We start from the raw sequence: 16,483 nt of genomic DNA, 5'->3' as shown, positions 1-16,483 counted from the left end.
AAGCCTAATCGGCCTAGGGCGGTAAAAATGTCAAAGACTCGCTACCCAGTTAATCGCAAAGCAGCTCCGCTTAAGTGAACTACATTGCAGCTATGCTGGGCTTTTTTTACGTCATCATATGCCTTGTTCTAAACGGCTTAAAATGAAAAAAAGCCGACCATTTCTAGCATATTCCCCCATCCGAATTCAGCATAATCACTCCATCAGCCAATACTCTGTTCTTATCTAAACCGCAGAGATGTAAATACAAAAATAGGAATGTAAACCAGATGGTCAACGGATTTATATCGACCCTTCTAAACGACTTTGCAAAGCGTTGCCAAATAGAAACGCTGGAATTTGATGAAGAAGGCTGTTGTCGCTTAATTATTGATAACGAAGTGGCGATTACACTTCGAACAAATGAAGAGAAGCTGACGCTTATTGGCTTAATTTCCGGTGAGAAACCACATCCCGATGTTTATTTTCAACACATGAAGGCGGCATTAACCAAAGATGAGCCCTACGTATGTTGGGATGAAGATGCTGGTTACATCGGCTTTATTCACATTCATCAAACGATGTTAACCGAGACATATTTTGAAACGTCGATTGCTCAATTTGTTGATTGGTTAAAGCTGTCAGCAAGCCCGCAGGAGCAAGCGATGCAAGAACAAACACAGACAATAGATGCGGCTCAATTTGCCACACTAAGGGTATAAATGATGATTAGTTTTGGAAACGTAAGTGCGCTACAAGCCGCAATGCCGCAAACGCGAAATGATATTCTCAATGAAGGCAAACTCAATGTTGGTGGCAAGGAATATAAGGTCGATGCAGATACTCAGCAGTTTGTTCGTTCAAACCCAAGTAATAGTGCAGTCGCTCGATTCTTTGAAGCAACGGGTAAGCTATTTAGAGAAGGCAACACAGACTCAGTAGCGAAAGCGATTACGAAATCGGTATTCGATAATGAACTTGGACAAGCTCAGCGCTTGCAAACCAGTTCTTCTGTTGAGCACGGTCAAATGCTGTTTAAAGATGCCAGCCTTAAAACTCCGGCCGATGTGTTAAATGCCTTTAGCCGACTTGATGCTCAGGCGATTAAGTCAGACAGTGGTGAACTTAACCAATTGGCTGAGCGCGCGATGTCAGAAGCGCTATTGGATACGAAATCAGGACAGGATTTGAAGTCACAAATTGGTGAGGGTTCAACAAAAGCATTAGCTGGCAAAGTTGTTAAAGCTTTTGGTGGCGGTGCGATGGGCGTGAAGAACAACCCAAATACCGCGATGGGCTTGGAAGTTGTATTTGAAACCGAGGTTAAGAACTTAAAAGCGGCACAAGCACATATTGAAGGTTTGGCAAACACAGATTTGAGTTCGGGTGTTTATGCCGATTCGCTAGCGGAAGAGAAATTCAATAAAACGGGCACGACGAACAACCTTGAACGCGCGGCGGCTTGGATCATCAACGCATCGACTTCGAAAGGAAACGATGCTGATAATATTACCGCGCTTCTTAAAGAATACGCGGCCAATGATAAAGACTTGCTGAACATGGATAACTTAAAAGAGCTTCATGCGCGAGCGGTGCCAAATATTGAAAGAGATTACCGAGGCCCAGCGACGGCTGGTGGCGCACTTCCATCAAGCATTGGTGGTGAAGGCATGCTAAAACAGCACATAGAGGGCTTTTTGAAAGAAAACTCAGTGGCAGATAAAGACCTTGGAAAACAGTTGTTTGCTGGTGTGATTGGCTACCATGGCTTCACGGATGGTAACGGTCGTATGGGACGTATTCTGTATGCGATTGCTGAGCTGAGAAATGATGCATTTACGCCTCTCGCTTTAAGCGCAGAGCTTAGCCTCCACGGGATTAAGTAAATATCCAGACCATATTTAGAGCGACGAAAGTCGCTCTTTTTCGTTGTGAGTTATATATTAACGTTGAAGTGTGAAACCGAAGTAATAAGTTTTTTCATTAATAGTTTTGATGTTTTATCCTTGGATTAATCAATTAAACTTATTGGCGGATTCTTATCTTTAAATAGCTTGTTTAAAACGAATTTTTATATTCATTCCGCTAGGTTTTATTTAAGTGTTTATTTCTATTATTTTGTGCAGTAGTTCACGAGAGGTAATGGAAAACAACAAAATAAAAGCTAATTTCGACATCGCAAACTTTCTATTTACGTTTTACTAGAGAGAGTAAATAGAGGAGTTGCAATGAATACAATACAAGTTCTATTAAATGAGTTTTGTGAGATAAATGAGCTACCGCCACTTAACTTTTCTGAAGGGGGGCGCTGTCAGTTATTAGTTGATGACCGTTACGTTATTTACTTTAGCGCAACAGATAATCATGATCTTATTCTTTCCGTGGCTTTTGGTGGACTCAAAAAAAATGGTGAACTAAGGGTGAAAGGTCTTGAGCTCATAGCTCATGCCAATTACTTCGCCATTGCAGAAGGGGGCCTAACCCTGTCACTGACACCAAATGGCAGGCAGCTTGTTCTCGCGGGCAGGAAGCCAATAGAGCACTTAGATGCCGCGAGTTTGTCAACTTGGTTCCATGCGCTCAATGAGCAAGCTCAGCTCTGGCAAGCCCGATTTGCGATGCTAGACCAAGATATCACTCCATTACCCAACACACAGCTATCTCACGTACAGACCCTTCGAGTCTAAGGAGTTCATCCATGGTAAATCCAACGAATAAAATCAGCCAAAGCCCGGTTCCTAACTTAGACCAATTTCGTTCTGTTGCGGCGCAAAAAGATGACCGAGTGATCAGCAAGCGTGGCAAGGTAAAAGAGCCGTCGACTTTCCATAAAGGGCAAAAATTTGCAGCAGTGAGTGAACATTTGCTGCGCTCAAAATACCCAAAGTACTTTCAAGAAAATATTAAGACTCATCTTGATTTAAAGCAGGCGTTATTAAAACAAGAAAAGCCAGAGACGGCATTGTTAGCCTTCTCTCTTGTCAGCCCATCAGGGTACCGTGGTGAACCACTAACGGAACGAAAGATCCTTGAAGTAGTGAACTTGTTGGAAGAGGTTAAGATTGACGGTAGCGCTTATGAAAACCTCAAAGGTACGTTTGATTCGATCAGTCACGATCCTCGCTTACAGGTGAGCATCGAAAATCAATATCCAGGAAAAATGGACGGCTTTGGGGCAGAGTTGCTTGAGATGGCAAAAGATAAGCTCAAAGGCACTGGTGTGAATGCGGCGATTAACCTTGCCTTGCCGGGCGTTGGATTGCTGGTGGCGACAGGTCGTGAGTTGCACAAAGCAGCGGTAAATGGCGATGCAGAGGCTTACCATCATCAATTGGATCAAATTGCGCAACTGCCCGGTCGTGATCAGAGACTTGCTTTGCCGATGCAACAAGCCTTAGCACACGGACACGCCACCTTGTCGACTGAAGGTGCTGTTACAGCAACATTAGGGATGGCTACAGGCAGCCTTGGTGCTTTTGGAGTCAACTCTGTTGGGACGGCGGGTGTGCTTCCTGTTGCAAAAGAAGCATTGGGCAGTGCTGCGGCATCAGGCTTAATCAGTGGTTCTGGTTTTGTGGCAGGTCAAGCGGGCTCGTATGGTTTGAATAACGAAGCTCAAGAGGTGTTTCGTCAAGATCCCATGTCTGGTGTGCTACCACGTATCGAAGTGTCTAACAGCAAAGGAGACTTTACCTTTAGTATGCAAGATGCCGCGTCAGTACGTGCTTTGATGGCGTATTTAGGCCCAAAAGAGGACAAGTCGATGACGTCTCCTCAAGCGCCGAAAGAAGCACAGGAAATGGAAACAGCGCGCTTAACGCTCAAGAAGATGCTGGGCTCTGAAGCCAGTGAACACTTGGTGCCAGATGTCGATCCTATGCTTAAACTGAGTGTGGAAGATGCTCCAAGTCAAACTGAATCCGTGGCGAATGGTGCGTTTAAGAAACTGCTTAGTGAAGATTGGGACTGGTTGATGCCAGCCGTCCGAGCCATTGATCAAGGTAAGGCACAGGACATCAATAAGACCTTGACCTACAAACTGCCTCTCGATGCAGAAAACGGACGAGTGTACTTGGATAAAAGCCCGAACCTGAGTGAAGGGCAATTATCAGCGTTAGAGAAGCTAGGCTCACCAAGCCAGTTAAGATTGATGTACTTAGCAGAAGGCTGGGTTTAATCCGTTGAGTTTAAAAGCTCGCGGCTAAATCGTAGTTAAGAAGAAAAGCAAAAGGGAGCGTAAGCTCCCTTTGTGTTCAGTTAAATTCCTTAAAAAACAGTGCCAATGCCTGTTCCTATAAAGATAAAATAAATCCGTTTCCCGTTATTCCTCTGACTGCTCAAGAGACGCAACCCAACGCAGGATCTCGGCGGTGGCTTCAATAAGATCGCCAGGAATGTATTGGTTTAATTGACCATCGGCATAAAGGGCACGTGCGAGCGGCACTTTTTGCATCACAGGGATGCCTTCTTCGTGGGCTATCGCGATCATACGTTTCGCCATCGCATCGGTTTCTTTAAGGGTTATCACAGGCAGCGGTGTTTCGCCCTTTTTGTAGTACAAACCAATAGCGATGTGGGTTGGGTTCGTGACCAACACATTCGAACGTTTAACGTTATCTCTTTGGTTCGAAGCTTGCAGCTCTTGGTGTAACTGACGACGCTTACTCTTGATTTCCGGGCTGCCCTCCATCTCTTTATATTCGCGTTTAACTTCGTCTTTAGTCATCTTTAGTTGCTTGGTGTGGTCGAACTTTTGGTAAGCGTAATCGGCAGCTGCAATCACAATAAAGCCGACGGAAGAGATGATCATGAGTTGTTTCACCAATACGCCGGTGATGGTCGGTACACACTCTAATCCGCATGTCGGGATTTGCAGTAGCGTGTTTAAGTTGCCTTTCAGTGTTACCCAAATGATGCAGGAAAGGAGCGAGACTTTAAGAATTGACTTAATAAACTCAATGATGCTCTTTAGCGAGAAAATTCGTTTCGCCCCTTCGACGGGGTTGATCTTTTTGATATCTGGTTTGACGGATTCACCACTAAATAGCAAGCCGAATTGCCCCATGTTCGACATGATGGCAATCAATGCCGCCACGATCAGGATCGGTGCTAGTAGGTAGACCATTTCTTTGGCAATAGCGATGGCTACGTCAAGCAACGCATCCTGAAACCCTTGATAAGCCAACTCACTCGGTAACAAAAGTAGGGCAGAGATGTGCGACATATAGTAGTCAGCAAAGGCAAATAAGACGGCAATTAGGGCTAGGATTAACGCCGATGAGACGACTTCCTGACTTTTGGCGACTTGCCCTTTTTGCCGGGCATCCCGAAGTTTTTTTGGGGTGGGGAGTTCCGTTTTTTCTCCGCTCATTGCTCTTCCTGTCTGTTATTACCAAATGGTATTGAGCTGTTCTCTGAACAGTACGATTTCAGAGAAAAGGGCTTGAAAGTGGTCCATCATCAATGCCAAATAAACAATCAATAGCACGCTGGCAATGGCACTTTTGATCGGCATGGCTAAAGAGAAAACGTTCAGCTGTGGGGCGAATCGGCTAATCAGCGCGAGCCCAAACTCGGCAAGGAACATGGCTAAAACCAAAGGCGCAGACATCAAAACGCCAAGCCACATAAGTTGCTCGAACTGAGCGTAGAAAAAGTGCACCCATTCCTCAGTGACGGTTGGGAAAAAGCTAATCACAGGCCACGACGCATAGCTGTTAAACAGCGCATAAATAAAAGCGACAAAGCCACCACCGGAGAAGAACAAGGTGATCAGAGTTTGGGTCAATAGCACAGCCGTTGGCGTTGACTGAGAGCCGAGAGTGGGGTTAAACATACTTGCCATCGCAGCACCACGTTGGTTATCCACCAAAAAGCCTGCTGCCTCAATAGCCCAAAAAGGGATTGCTGCAACAAAGCCAATCAGCATACCCAATAACACCTCTTTACCTAAGATGACCATCAACCAAATCCCATCCGTTTCTGCGGGCAGGTCTTGTTGGTTGATCATTGGGAAGATAAACAGTGCAAGCGAGCACAAAACACCATTTCTTACCAAGGTGCCACCCAGTATTTGCTTGTTTAAGATCGGCAAAAATATAAAGCAAGCCATTAACCTAGGGAGCGTCAAGCTGTATAGGAACAGGGCTTGGTGCAAATCATCGTAACTCATCGTATTTGCGGGATTTTATCCAAGGTCAACGTGGCAAATGAATGCAGCTCGGCGCCCAGCCATTGTGTGGTAACAAATAGGGTAATGATGACGGCGATCAGTTTGACGACAAAGCCTAACGTCTGTTCTTGTACTTGTGTTAGCGCTTGGACAAGAGAGACCAAGGTACCGACAAGTGCCGCAACCAAAATCGGCGGCAGTGACAAGAACAGAACAAGCGTTAGAGCCTGAGTGGTGAAGTGGATGATTTCAGCCGGATTCATACTTCTCTCCTCATTATCCGTAACTGAGCACTAGGCCATGGGTCAACTTGGTCCAACCGTCTAGCAACACAAAGAGCAACAACTTGAATGGCAGTGAGATGGTCATTGGCGAGACCATCATCATGCCCATTGCCAGCAAGATGTTGGATACGATCAGATCGATAGCGATGAATGGCAGGTACAACAAGAAGCCAATCTCAAACGCTCTAGTGAGCTCACTCACGGTAAAAGCTGGGAGCAACAATAATAAGCTGTCTGACTCTAAACGGTCGACATACTTTTGTGGCCACAAGGTTCTTGCCGCATCGGTAAAAAAGACCGATTCAGTTTCACGGATGTGCTTTTTTAAAAACTCACGATACGGCTGCAATCCACTTTCGATTAAACCTTCGATGCTCTCTGAATCTTCAAGTGAGATTTCGTGCTGGGTCACGTAGTCATAGGTTTCAAACCCTACTGGCGCCATGATGAAGATCGACAGAATGATCGCCAATCCGTACAAGGCCATATTGGGTGGAATCTGTTGTACACCTAGTGCATTTCTTAGCAGAGAGAAAACCACGGCCAGTTTAACGAAGGAGGTCGCCATCATTGCAATGAAAGGAACCAGAGCAAGAAGGGCAAGTGTGACGATGAGGTTCAGTTCATCAGGTAACTGGATCATGCTGGCTCCTGACTGCCGCCAAACAGTTCGAGCACGCGCACACCCAAGCGTTCATTGATGTTCACAAGCTCGCATTCCCCAATGATTTTTCCGTTTGCTCGCATGGTGACTGGGTTAGAAATTGGTTGGTTAAGCTCAAAGGTAAACCCTGGTTGCAGTGCGTTAAGTTGTTCTAAAGTAATGGTTTGCTGACCAACATCGAAAGTCAGTTCAATTGGCAATTGCTGGTGGTCGGTAAGTGCTTCAGAGCTGTTGATATCGTTCATATTGGTTTCTTTTTTTTGGATATGGAGTGTCGTATTGTCGAGTTGGCATCGCCAAAGGTTCTGATTCGAGACCTGAAGCAGCACTTGGTGTTGCGCGATGTAGCAATCATCGAAAAACACCACATCGCCCAGTGTCAGTTGCTCAAATTGACTGAGCGCCAAACGCGTTTTTCCAAAGCTCAACCAGAAGGGCAGTGCGATGTTTTGGCTCAGGTAAGAGGTCGCTTGTGGCAGAGTGTCAATCAACACATCTCGACCTTCATGGACCCACAGGCTAAGAGAGACATCATCGCGATTGATGGTGAGCATCAACACGTTTTCTTCTGGTGTAGGCTGCTCATGAACTTGCAACTTGCTCAATACCGGAAGTTGTCCAAATAAGCGCTTAATCACGTCGGTGTAGGGCTCAATTTGGCTACTGAGCAGCGCCAATTGCAATGAGTTTGGCAGTGATTCAAATGCCGTCGAGTCAAGAATGCCATGTAGCCATTGCTGTAATTGCGCACCGCTGAAATCGATTTGAATGGTTTGCCCACCAATGAGTAGCGTTAAACGATAGCCAGAAAACTCCGGTTTTTGGCCAAGCGTGGCCGATAAGCTATTGCTCTGACTATCTTGAAAGTGGCACTGTTTTGCGCACAGTTGATTGCTCAGCGCGATGCTTGAAGGTTCGACCTTTGGGAAATCTAATATCATCATTCGTCCTCAGGCTTCCATTCATCGTAAATGCTGCGTTGTTGTCGTGAGCGTTGTTGGTCTTGTTGTTGGTTCATCTGTTCGCTGACGGCGATCCGAATCGGTTGGTCGATGCCTAAACGTTGCAGACGCTCGGTCAACTCTTGCTTAGCCGTTTGGTTGATCAGCGAAAGAGCGTGCTCTTGCTTAATCAGCACGCTGTAGCCAGAACTGTCCTGCTTGATGGAGATCTCGCCGCCTTTTAATTGACCTTCATTAAGAAGCAGACGAACTTCTTTTTCGTTTGCTGAAGGAAGAGACACGTAGATCTTGTCGACTAACTTATTAATCAATTCATTTACGTTTTGAGTTCTGCTCTGGGGCGCGTGTGTCTCTACGTTTTTAAGGATGATGTCGCCTTGCGCTGTCGATTGGCTTAGGTTGACCGTCGGGTGAAACTTAGCGTCCGACTCTGAACTTGGATGACGCCGTTCGATGTGCTTTACCGGCTTAACCTTCTCTTCAAGCGCGGCCAATGCGGCTTTCGAGTCCACAATTTTCGAGTCCACAATAGCAGTAGCGTCTTTTGCCGCAGGGTCGAGTTTGTGAGCCGCTGCATCCAATTTATGCAGTTGACCTTGCAGCACACTCTGCACGGTTGATGGCTCAGTTTTGTTCCGTAGATTGGCTTGGTCAGTCTGAATCGGTAATACCTGACCCTTTAAAGCGTTAGGCAAGCTGGTCATCGGTATTTTAGGATCACGAGACGAACCATTATCTAATGGTGCCGTGCTTACCGAGCTGACTTGCTTATTGTTCGAGTCTTTTTCTGCCGCAGAGTTAGAAGTCAACAGCTGTGATTTATCCGCTTCCTTACTTCCTACCGACTGCTCGATTAGAGAGTGTGGTTTTACGGGTTTGCCAGTATCTGAATGTGGCTCTTTCGCAGGGCGCTCTGAAGCCTCGCTATGGCTCTCTTCGTTTTTATCTTTGTTGTCCATTACCTGCACGGTTTCTCTTTCTGAGAGATCGTGACTTGGCTTTTCTGGGTGCAAACCAGCGTCTGACTTCTCATTAGCAGGCTGATCTTTCAAGTTTTCAGGGTGCTCTTGGCCACCCTCGATCTGCTCTTTCTCCGCCTCAGGTATAGCACTGCTGACCTTGCCTTTGTGCTTCATGCCATCGAGCTTATCTGCGTTCAATACAGCAGCGAATAAGCGAGAGGTCTCTGACTCATGTTCGCTCTCTGCTTGCGTTGGCTTAAGTGCATTATTAAAGCGAGATTCGAGCTCTTCTGAGATTTGGTTGACTGGCCTCTGTTGAACCTGTTGCGGACGTTCAGTTGTGTTTGGATGATCGTTTTTGACTCGCATCTTTACCTTCTATGAAACAACAACGCTGCGGAACTCTTCTTGTTCGAGCTCTTCTTGATACTGCACTTGGCGTGCTTGCTCAGCGATTTCTTGTTCGTTTAATTGAATGAATTTTTCTTTGGTTTTATGGGCGGCCAGAGCTTCTTGCTTGCTTTCCTTGAGTTGCTGGTTCTCTTGTTCCAATGCCTTTTTTTCTTCTGCAGCTCGTTGTTTTAAATCGGCTTCTCTTTCCCTTAACAGCGCGATTTCTTGCCGCAATATTTCAAGTTCTTTTAGAACGACGGTTTTCTGTTTGGCTTTCGCAAAGCGCCGTTCTTCTTCCTCTTCGCGCCATTGACGATAATCAACGACAGACTGTTCCGCCTTTCGGAGTGAGGCTCGTGCGTTATTGACTCGATACTCTTGTTGCTGAACCGCGCGATCGGCACGGTCGGCACGAATTTTTTTTATCTCTAGCAATTGCTCGATCATAAGCCTGCAAGTCCACGCAGCTGTGTGACGGTCTCTTCGAGTTCACTTGGCTCGTGCGTGCCCTGGCGTAAGAACGCTCGGATATCATCTCCCTGTGCAATGGCCATATCCGCGCGACTGTCAGCGCCGTGTTGGTACTCACCAATTTTGATCAGCAGTTCGACTTCTTCATATTTGGCCAGCATTTCACGCATGTGAGCCGCGGACGCTTGATGAGTTTTATCGACGATTTGGTTCATCACACGGCTAGCTGAACGAAGCACATCAATGGCTGGATAGTGGTTCATCGCCGCCAGTTTGCGAGAGAGAATGATGTGACCATCGAGTATCGAACGCGTCTCATCGGCCACTGGCTCAGTCATATCGTCGCCTTCCACAAGTACGGTATACAGCGCGGTGATGGAGCCTTTGTCTGATTGACCTGCACGTTCCATCAGTTTTGGTAGTGCAGCAAAAACAGAAGGCGGATAGCCTCGTCGTGTTGGTGGCTCGCCAGCTGCCAAGCCGATTTCACGTTGAGCTCGGGCAAAACGCGTCACCGAATCCATCAGCAGCAGGACACGCTTACCTTGGTCGCGGAAGTACTCCGCGATAGAGGTTGCAACGAACGCCGCTTTGGCTCGTTCCATTGCTGGTCTGTCTGAAGTTGCGACAACCAATACTGACCTTGCCATGCCTTCTTCGCCAAGGTCGTGCTCGATAAATTCTCTTACTTCACGGCCCCTTTCACCGATGAGGGCAAGCACGGTTACATCGACATCGGCAGAGCGAATAAGCTTGGCGAGCAGGGTACTTTTACCACCGCCAGCCGCAGCAAAAATGCCCATCCTTTGTCCTTCACCACAGGTGAGCAATCCGTCGATGGAACGCACGCCCATCGAAATCGGCTTTTCAATCAGTTTTCTCTGCATTGGTGGCGGCGCATCACGATAAACCGGATACCAAGCGCTCGGTTCAGTGCTTTGAGAGCCATCGAATGGGCGGCCCAGACCATCGAGAATCTTCCCTAACAGATGATCGCCAACGCCGACTTCGTGCATTTTTCCAAGCGGGCTCACTTCGGTATTGGAGGAAATACCAAACATGTTGCCAAGTGGGGTAAGCAACGCGTGGTGTTGCTGAAAACCCACCACTTCCGCAAGCAGCGACAAGGTTTGATCGGGGTTACGTAGCTCACAAAGCTCGCCGACACGAACACCAGGCACAACGGCTTTGATGATGGTGCCAGTAACCTGAGTCACGCGACCACGGATTTGGATCAAACGCGTTTGCTTGATGGCCGATTGTTGAGTTTCGGTGATGTATGAGAAGTCGTTCAATTTAAGAAAACATGCGCAATAACTGATGCTGGGAGAATAGAAAGGATGGCGCCGTATTTATAGTGACTATTGGTCGGGAGTTTTTAGAAAACTTAAAACGCCCTAAAAAAACACGTCTGATTTTGACAGCCGATTAAAAATGCAATTCCTATAATTCGCTCTTATTGTAGGAAGGAGTGCAAATCAATGAGCACTATCAATAGCCAAATTTTAACGAGCAACAAATTTGACGCGTCAATCCGAAGTAACCTTGAGTCTTCCCGCACGGGAGCCTCAGTTAATGGTAATTATCGAGGTGAAACTGTCCGCGTACACAATGCAACTCAGTCGTTGTTTGATGCGATGGAAGAGCTGACGGCGTTAGGTTCAGAAAAAGCAGAAAAAGATCTCACGAAACGCAAAGTGAAAGACGGCAGCATTCGCGTGAATGAAGCGCATGAGCTGGTCTCTGATTACCTAAGAAAAGTGCCTGATCTTGAGAAGAACCAAAAGATCAAAGACCTTGCTACCAAAATGGCAAGCGGCAACTTATCAACGATTGCTCAGTTACAGGCGTACCTCAACGGATTCTCTGAAGAGAAGAGCCATCAGTACCTCGCGCTGCAAGCAGTGAAAAAGTTCCTCGGAGCCAATCCGGAAAGTAAGAACCTATTAGCGCTGATAGACCAAGCCATTCTGACCTTTGAGCAGAACCCGGACTCTTGGGCTCAGATTGATACTGAAATTCGTGTTTCAAGCTTTGCGGATGAATACAGCCAAGAGCAAGGCTTTAGCAGTTTGCACCAATTGCGTGGTTTCTATCGCGACACGGTACATAGCTACCAAGGTTTAGGCTCAGCATACAAGGATGTGGTTGAGCGTTTTGGTGCAAAAGAGGTCTCCACGGCGGTCGATTTTATGTTGCAGGGCATGAGCGCAGACTTGAGCGTGCAAGGTAGCAATATTGACTCCGTTAAGCTTCAGCTTTTGATGTCCGATATGCAAAAACTTAAGACGTTGAATACGCTTCAAGACCAAGTCAGTAACCTCTACCAGATGTTCACACCTCAGCAGGCAAACTATGGCTTATCAAGTTACTGATTTGATGTCAGATGTCATCGCTTTGGTTGAACAGCGTTGGGTTGGAAGTGCCGAGATATGGAACCTAGTGAACGCCATGGAGTTGGCATCCACGGAGCGAAAAATTAGCTTTTTTAGGGAACTGCACAAACTGATTCGCCATATTCCAATTGATGTATTTAACGACGAAGAACAGCGACAAAACCTAATACAAGCTGTGCAAAAGGCGCTTGATGAAGCGATTGATTTAGAAGAAGAGGAAATGTGGGACGATGAATTGGATTGATGCGTCAGTGGATGATTTTTGCCGAGGAATGGGACTTGAAGCGGTGGACTTCTCGTCAGCAGGACGTGTTCAACTGAGCTTCGAGCAAAGCGGCACTCTGCATATCGAGAAGCATCAAGACTGCCTGTTTCTCATGCTGGCGAAACCGTTGCCTTGGCACCAGTCGAATGAGCCGATTAAAAAGGCGTTGAGTTTTTGCCATGCAGGTCAAGGTTGGCCATTCCTCATTAAGACTGGGTTGCTGGATGAACAGACACTGGTCTTCTCTGCACAAATTGAAGGGGATGAAGTGACCTTGCCAACCATCGAACAAGCGTTCGCTCTACTGGCTCGTTTACATAAAGATGTGGCGGATTCATGAGTCGCATCAGTACATTAAACGTTGGTATTGAAGGCTTTACTCACGTTTCACTTGAACAAGTTGAAAACGACTTCCCACAGCGCTTTCAACTGTTGCCTGATGGTCAAGCCATCGCGACTCACCTAGAGAAACTGTACGAGCTTCGCCCCTCTGAGCAGTACTTGATGTCGCTTGCCAAGCCAAAGTTGACGCATTCGGAGCTACTTCGCCCAGACAAATACCGTCAACAGTTTGATACCACTCAGCTGCGGCTTCAGGAATTGGCGCAGAAAAATGGTTCGCACGCGCTCAATCAGGCACTGGAAACACTGCAAAGTACCCAATTAGACCAACGTTATCTCACCATGGCGTTGAATCTACTGATTCAGGTTTAAGCCCCATGTTGCAAACGAAAGACGTGGAGCTGTTGCTTATCCACGCTGCACTCCAAGTTCAATATCAAAAGCCGGAACAAGCGATTACCTTGCTTGATGCACTGCTGGAAATCGAACCTCAGCATCAAGAAGCTCGCCAAACATTAGCAGTGGCATGCCTGAATTCGGGTCGATACACACGTTCAATCGAGTTGTGCGAAAGCTTATTGAAAACCGAACATTCAAATAAAGCGGGCTTGTGGTTTTGCCTAAGCCAAGCTCGCTGGAAACAACAGGATGTTGAAGGTGCCCGCCGCGCGCATCGACGTTATCTACAATCTCTAAATAGTGAATCAAATGAATAAGTTGATCGATATTCTAAACAAAGTCGGACAGCGTAAAGACATCATGCTTGCCGTGATGTTACTTGCGATCGTCTTTATGATGATCTTGCCTTTACCTACGGCACTCGTGGACGTTTTGATCGGTACCAACATGAGTATTGCGGTCGTCTTATTGATGTTGGCTATCTACATCACGACACCGCTGGAATTCTCTGCATTCCCAGCCGTGCTTTTGATCACCACCTTGTTTCGCTTGTCGCTTTCTATTACGACAACGCGACTTATCTTGCTGCAAGGCGATGCAGGTCAGATCGTATATACCTTTGGTAACTTCGTGGTCGGCGGTAACTTGGTGGTGGGTATTGTTGTTTTCCTGATCATCACCATTGTTCAATTTATGGTGATCACCAAAGGTTCTGAAAGGGTTGCGGAAGTTAGCGCTCGATTCTCCCTTGATGCGATGCCGGGTAAGCAGATGAGTATCGACGGCGATATGCGTGCCGGGGTTATTGATGTTCATGAGGCGCGTCACCGCCGTTCATTGATCGAAAAAGAAAGCCAAATGTATGGCTCGATGGATGGTGCGATGAAGTTCGTGAAAGGGGACTCAATTGCGGGCCTGATTATCATCGTGGTGAACATTCTCGGTGGTGTTACCATCGGTGTGACTCAAAAGGGCATGTCTGCCTCTGAGGCACTTGAGCTGTTCGCAATCCTAACCGTCGGTGATGGTCTGGTTTCGCAGATCCCAGCACTATTTATCGCTATCACGGCCGGCATCATCGTTACTCGTGTTTCAAACGAGGACTCTTCTGACTTAGGCTCAGATATTGGTGGTCAGGTGACTGCTCAGCCAAGAGCTTTGTTGGTTGGTGGCGTTCTGCTTATCTTGTTTGCTCTTATTCCGGGCTTTCCGAAGGTTACCTTCCTGATTCTTGCCGCGATTGTTGGCGGTGGTGGCTTCTTCTTGTTCTACCAACAGAAAAAACAAAGCGAATCCGACAGTTCTGATTTACCTAGCTTCGTCGCCCAAGGTGCTGGTTCGCCAGCGGCTAAGCCTAATAAACCGACGCCATCTCGTAATAGCAAAGGCAAGCTGGGTGAGCAAGAAGAGTTTGCGATGACAGTACCGCTGCTCATCGACTTGGATTCTCGTTTACAAGAGAGTTTAGAAGCCGTGGCTCTGAACGATGAGCTTGCACGAGTCAGGCGCGCGCTTTACCTCGATCTCGGTGTGCCGTTCCCCGGTATTCACTTACGCTTCAACGAAGGAATGAGTAACGGCGAGTACTTGATTCAATTGCAAGAAGTACCAGTAGCTCGCGGGCGAATTGAAAGCGAAAAACTGCTGGTGACCGAAGGTAATGAACAGATTGATTTGCTGGGCGTACCTTACGAAAAAGACGACGACTTTCTGCCTGGCATTACGAGCATTTGGGTCGATCAAAGTCATCACGAAAAACTGCAAAACAGTCATGTGGGCTTTCTGACCCCCGATCGCATTCTGACTTATCACTTGTCTCACGTTTTGAAAGAGTACGCGCAAGACTTCATCGGTATTCAAGAGACCCGCTATCTGCTTGAGCAAATGGAAGGCAGCTATTCCGAACTGGTGAAAGAAGCGCAACGTATTGTGCCTCTGCAAAAGATGACGGAAATCCTGCAGCGTTTGGTTTCTGAAGACATTTCTATTCGTAATTTACGAGTGATTTTAGAAGCCATGGTGGAGTGGGGCCAGAAGGAGAAAGACGTGGTACAGCTGACAGAATATATCCGTTCAAGCTTGAAACGCTATATCTGTTACAAGTACGCCAGCGGTCAAAACATGCTGCCAGCTTATCTGTTGGATCAGAGTTTGGAGGATACGATCCGTAACGGCATTCGTCAGACTTCTGCGGGCAGTTATTTGGCGCTTGACCCTTCTGTCACTCAGCAATTTGTCAGCGACGTTAAGCAAACCATTGGTGATTTAAGCCGCATGCCAAATAAGCCTGTGCTGGTGGTGTCGATGGACGTGCGTCGTTACGTACGCAAACTGATTGAATCTGAATACTACGAGTTGCCGGTGTTGTCGTTCCAAGAGCTGACGCAACAAATCAATATTCAACCGCTTGGCAGGGTAGGTATGTGATGAAATGCCTTCTCACTCAGTCTCTAGTGGCGTCAGGCATCGAAGTGACGCCCTACTTTTGGCAGAAAAGTACCATCTTACTTGGTCATCGTTATGAATGTGATGGGATGGAGCTGGTCTTTCGTGTCGAAGAGGGCGAAATCATCATCGTATTGCTGCGAAGAATCAGCCCAAACCAAGGTCTAAGCAACCCTTTCTCCGCGCTATTTATGCTCGCAGAACATGCCATCCGTTTGTACCCGCTCGACTGGGCTATCCGTGGCAACGTTGATGTATTGCGAGGTAGCAACATGAGCAGCCATCGGTTAGCACAATTCTACTTACGCGCCTGTGGGGCGAGCCATGATGAACAAGAAGATTGGTACTTCTTGCGCCTCAGTGATTACCGCCCACTTAAAAAGAGAAAAAAGTAAAAACTCTCGACTGTTACTGACAGCATCCCAGAGATGCTTCGCTTTAAGATAGGACCCAAGATGAAGCAACCCTTTACTGAAACCATTGAAAACTCAGAACTTGCTATTCGCAATGCAGAAGACAGGACTGACGTATTCAATGAACTACTCGAAGGATTAGGCGTTGGTCCGGTAGCAGGCAACATTCTGCTCGATGGGTTAAACGCTTCGCCTCAATTGATGAAGCAAGCAGAGCATGAGCTGCTTGAAGAAGTACAACGCCGCAGACAACAACAGCATCAACCGCAAGCCGCGAGCACCAAAGGCACTAGGCGCAAGCGACCGACCATGATGCGTGGCATGGTGATCTAGAGG

The 16,483-nt window shown here is 47.0% G+C and carries 20 protein-coding genes; 12 read left to right on the top strand and 8 right to left on the bottom strand.

What is annotated here, in order from left to right:
- The first annotated feature begins 269 nt into the window (after positions 1-269).
- From VJL_RS03550 to VJL_RS03535, 4 genes are all read left to right on the top strand, one after another.
- On the top strand, positions 270-701 hold the full coding sequence (locus tag VJL_RS03550; RefSeq protein WP_038875787.1) for a CesT family type III secretion system chaperone: 432 nt from the start codon (positions 270-272) through the stop codon (positions 699-701).
- A gap of 3 nt (positions 702-704) precedes the next feature.
- Positions 705-1,865 carry a VopS family T3SS effector adenosine monophosphate-protein transferase gene (locus VJL_RS03545; protein WP_038875801.1) on the top strand — a complete coding sequence of 387 codons (1,161 nt, stop codon included), beginning with the start codon at positions 705-707 and terminating at the stop codon, positions 1,863-1,865.
- A gap of 342 nt (positions 1,866-2,207) precedes the next feature.
- Complete coding sequence (locus VJL_RS03540; RefSeq protein WP_038875785.1) at positions 2,208-2,666, top strand: CesT family type III secretion system chaperone; 459 nt, start codon at positions 2,208-2,210, stop codon at positions 2,664-2,666.
- Between the two features lie 11 nt (positions 2,667-2,677).
- Positions 2,678-4,156, top strand: a complete 1,479-nt coding sequence (locus VJL_RS03535; protein WP_038875782.1) for a hypothetical protein — start codon at positions 2,678-2,680, stop codon at positions 4,154-4,156.
- Positions 4,157-4,300: 144 nt separating this feature from the next.
- On the opposite strand, the gene sctU is transcribed toward VJL_RS03535, so the two are convergent.
- Genes sctU through vscN form a run of 8 tightly spaced genes read right to left on the bottom strand, consistent with a single transcriptional unit; the run spans position 4,301 to position 11,182 of the window.
- Positions 4,301-5,350, bottom strand: a complete 1,050-nt coding sequence (gene sctU / locus VJL_RS03530) for a type III secretion system export apparatus subunit SctU (protein WP_038866876.1) — start codon at positions 5,348-5,350, stop codon at positions 4,301-4,303.
- Positions 5,351-5,368: 18 nt separating this feature from the next.
- Complete coding sequence (sctT, locus tag VJL_RS03525; protein ID WP_038875780.1) at positions 5,369-6,151, bottom strand: type III secretion system export apparatus subunit SctT; 783 nt, start codon at positions 6,149-6,151, stop codon at positions 5,369-5,371.
- Positions 6,148-6,414 (bottom strand): SctS family type III secretion system export apparatus subunit VscS, encoded by a 267-nt coding sequence (vscS, locus tag VJL_RS03520; RefSeq protein ID WP_005426136.1) that lies wholly within the window; start codon positions 6,412-6,414, stop codon positions 6,148-6,150. Before vscS ends, sctT begins: the two co-directional genes overlap by 4 nt.
- Positions 6,415-6,427: 13 nt before the next feature.
- A complete protein-coding gene (gene vscR, locus VJL_RS03515) occupies positions 6,428-7,078 on the bottom strand; it encodes a SctR family type III secretion system export apparatus subunit VscR (RefSeq protein WP_038866882.1) in 651 nt (216 codons plus the stop codon).
- A complete protein-coding gene (sctQ, locus tag VJL_RS03510) occupies positions 7,075-8,040 on the bottom strand; it encodes a type III secretion system cytoplasmic ring protein SctQ (protein ID WP_038875799.1) in 966 nt (321 codons plus the stop codon). Before sctQ ends, vscR begins: the two co-directional genes overlap by 4 nt.
- Complete coding sequence (locus VJL_RS03505; RefSeq protein ID WP_038875777.1) at positions 8,040-9,392, bottom strand: type III secretion system needle length determinant; 1,353 nt, start codon at positions 9,390-9,392, stop codon at positions 8,040-8,042. The genes sctQ and VJL_RS03505 overlap by 1 nt, the downstream gene beginning before the upstream one ends.
- A gap of 9 nt (positions 9,393-9,401) precedes the next feature.
- Positions 9,402-9,863, bottom strand: a complete 462-nt coding sequence (sctO, locus tag VJL_RS03500; protein WP_038875774.1) for a type III secretion system stalk subunit SctO — start codon at positions 9,861-9,863, stop codon at positions 9,402-9,404.
- Entirely contained in the window at positions 9,860-11,182 is a 1,323-nt protein-coding gene (gene vscN, locus VJL_RS03495; protein ID WP_038875771.1) for a SctN family type III secretion system ATPase VscN, read from the bottom strand. Before vscN ends, sctO begins: the two co-directional genes overlap by 4 nt.
- A gap of 186 nt (positions 11,183-11,368) precedes the next feature.
- Here vscN and sctW point away from each other — a divergent pair, with 186 nt between their 5' ends.
- Genes sctW through VJL_RS03455 form a run of 8 tightly spaced genes read left to right on the top strand, consistent with a single transcriptional unit; the run spans position 11,369 to position 16,480 of the window.
- Entirely contained in the window at positions 11,369-12,262 is an 894-nt protein-coding gene (sctW, locus tag VJL_RS03490) for a type III secretion system gatekeeper subunit SctW (RefSeq protein WP_038875767.1), read from the top strand.
- On the top strand, positions 12,243-12,527 hold the full coding sequence (locus VJL_RS03485; protein ID WP_005426113.1) for a TyeA family type III secretion system gatekeeper subunit: 285 nt from the start codon (positions 12,243-12,245) through the stop codon (positions 12,525-12,527). Before sctW ends, VJL_RS03485 begins: the two co-directional genes overlap by 20 nt.
- The gene (sycN, locus tag VJL_RS03480; protein ID WP_038875764.1) at positions 12,514-12,888 is read left to right on the top strand and encodes a type III secretion chaperone SycN; all 375 of its coding nucleotides are present in this window, start codon (positions 12,514-12,516) and stop codon (positions 12,886-12,888) included. Before VJL_RS03485 ends, sycN begins: the two co-directional genes overlap by 14 nt.
- Entirely contained in the window at positions 12,885-13,262 is a 378-nt protein-coding gene (vscX, locus tag VJL_RS03475) for a type III secretion system protein VscX (RefSeq protein WP_038875761.1), read from the top strand. The genes sycN and vscX overlap by 4 nt, the downstream gene beginning before the upstream one ends.
- 5 nt (positions 13,263-13,267) lie before the next feature.
- Complete coding sequence (gene vscY, locus VJL_RS03470) at positions 13,268-13,606, top strand: type III secretion system chaperone VscY (protein WP_038875758.1); 339 nt, start codon at positions 13,268-13,270, stop codon at positions 13,604-13,606.
- Positions 13,590-15,716 (top strand): SctV family type III secretion system export apparatus subunit VcrD, encoded by a 2,127-nt coding sequence (gene vcrD, locus VJL_RS03465; RefSeq protein WP_104048126.1) that lies wholly within the window; start codon positions 13,590-13,592, stop codon positions 15,714-15,716. Before vscY ends, vcrD begins: the two co-directional genes overlap by 17 nt.
- Positions 15,716-16,129, top strand: coding sequence for an LcrR family type III secretion system chaperone (locus VJL_RS03460; protein WP_038866895.1), 414 nt, complete (start codon positions 15,716-15,718; stop codon positions 16,127-16,129). Before vcrD ends, VJL_RS03460 begins: the two co-directional genes overlap by 1 nt.
- A gap of 60 nt (positions 16,130-16,189) precedes the next feature.
- Positions 16,190-16,480: an LcrG family type III secretion system chaperone gene (locus tag VJL_RS03455; RefSeq protein WP_005426293.1), complete on the top strand. Its 291-nt coding sequence runs from the start codon at positions 16,190-16,192 to the stop codon at positions 16,478-16,480.
- Positions 16,481-16,483 lie beyond the last annotated feature (3 nt).

It is taken from the genome of Vibrio jasicida CAIM 1864 = LMG 25398 (assembly GCF_000400365.1).
GTDB classification, from domain to species: domain Bacteria; phylum Pseudomonadota; class Gammaproteobacteria; order Enterobacterales; family Vibrionaceae; genus Vibrio; species Vibrio jasicida.
The sequence above is the reverse complement of the archived record's forward strand: the minus strand, read 5'-3'. Positions and strand labels throughout refer to the sequence as shown.

Excerpts from the sequence above, each read along its gene's own strand:
- VJL_RS03550 (WP_038875787.1), top strand. The coding sequence starts at position 270 with ATGGTCAACGGATTTATATCGACCCTTCTAAACGACTTTGCAAAGCGT.
- VJL_RS03545 (WP_038875801.1), top strand. The coding sequence starts at position 705 with ATGATTAGTTTTGGAAACGTAAGTGCGCTACAAGCCGCAATGCCGCAA.
- VJL_RS03540 (WP_038875785.1), top strand. The coding sequence starts at position 2,208 with ATGAATACAATACAAGTTCTATTAAATGAGTTTTGTGAGATAAATGAG.
- VJL_RS03535 (WP_038875782.1), top strand. The coding sequence starts at position 2,678 with ATGGTAAATCCAACGAATAAAATCAGCCAAAGCCCGGTTCCTAACTTA.
- sctU (WP_038866876.1), bottom strand. The coding sequence starts at position 5,350 with ATGAGCGGAGAAAAAACGGAACTCCCCACCCCAAAAAAACTTCGGGAT.
- sctT (WP_038875780.1), bottom strand. The coding sequence starts at position 6,151 with ATGAGTTACGATGATTTGCACCAAGCCCTGTTCCTATACAGCTTGACG.
- vscS (WP_005426136.1), bottom strand. The coding sequence starts at position 6,414 with ATGAATCCGGCTGAAATCATCCACTTCACCACTCAGGCTCTAACGCTT.
- vscR (WP_038866882.1), bottom strand. The coding sequence starts at position 7,078 with ATGATCCAGTTACCTGATGAACTGAACCTCATCGTCACACTTGCCCTT.
- sctQ (WP_038875799.1), bottom strand. The coding sequence starts at position 8,040 with ATGATATTAGATTTCCCAAAGGTCGAACCTTCAAGCATCGCGCTGAGC.
- VJL_RS03505 (WP_038875777.1), bottom strand. The coding sequence starts at position 9,392 with ATGCGAGTCAAAAACGATCATCCAAACACAACTGAACGTCCGCAACAG.
- sctO (WP_038875774.1), bottom strand. The coding sequence starts at position 9,863 with ATGATCGAGCAATTGCTAGAGATAAAAAAAATTCGTGCCGACCGTGCC.
- sctW (WP_038875767.1), top strand. The coding sequence starts at position 11,369 with ATGAGCACTATCAATAGCCAAATTTTAACGAGCAACAAATTTGACGCG.
- VJL_RS03485 (WP_005426113.1), top strand. The coding sequence starts at position 12,243 with ATGGCTTATCAAGTTACTGATTTGATGTCAGATGTCATCGCTTTGGTT.
- sycN (WP_038875764.1), top strand. The coding sequence starts at position 12,514 with ATGAATTGGATTGATGCGTCAGTGGATGATTTTTGCCGAGGAATGGGA.
- vscX (WP_038875761.1), top strand. The coding sequence starts at position 12,885 with ATGAGTCGCATCAGTACATTAAACGTTGGTATTGAAGGCTTTACTCAC.
- vscY (WP_038875758.1), top strand. The coding sequence starts at position 13,268 with ATGTTGCAAACGAAAGACGTGGAGCTGTTGCTTATCCACGCTGCACTC.
- VJL_RS03460 (WP_038866895.1), top strand. The coding sequence starts at position 15,716 with ATGAAATGCCTTCTCACTCAGTCTCTAGTGGCGTCAGGCATCGAAGTG.
- VJL_RS03455 (WP_005426293.1), top strand. The coding sequence starts at position 16,190 with ATGAAGCAACCCTTTACTGAAACCATTGAAAACTCAGAACTTGCTATT.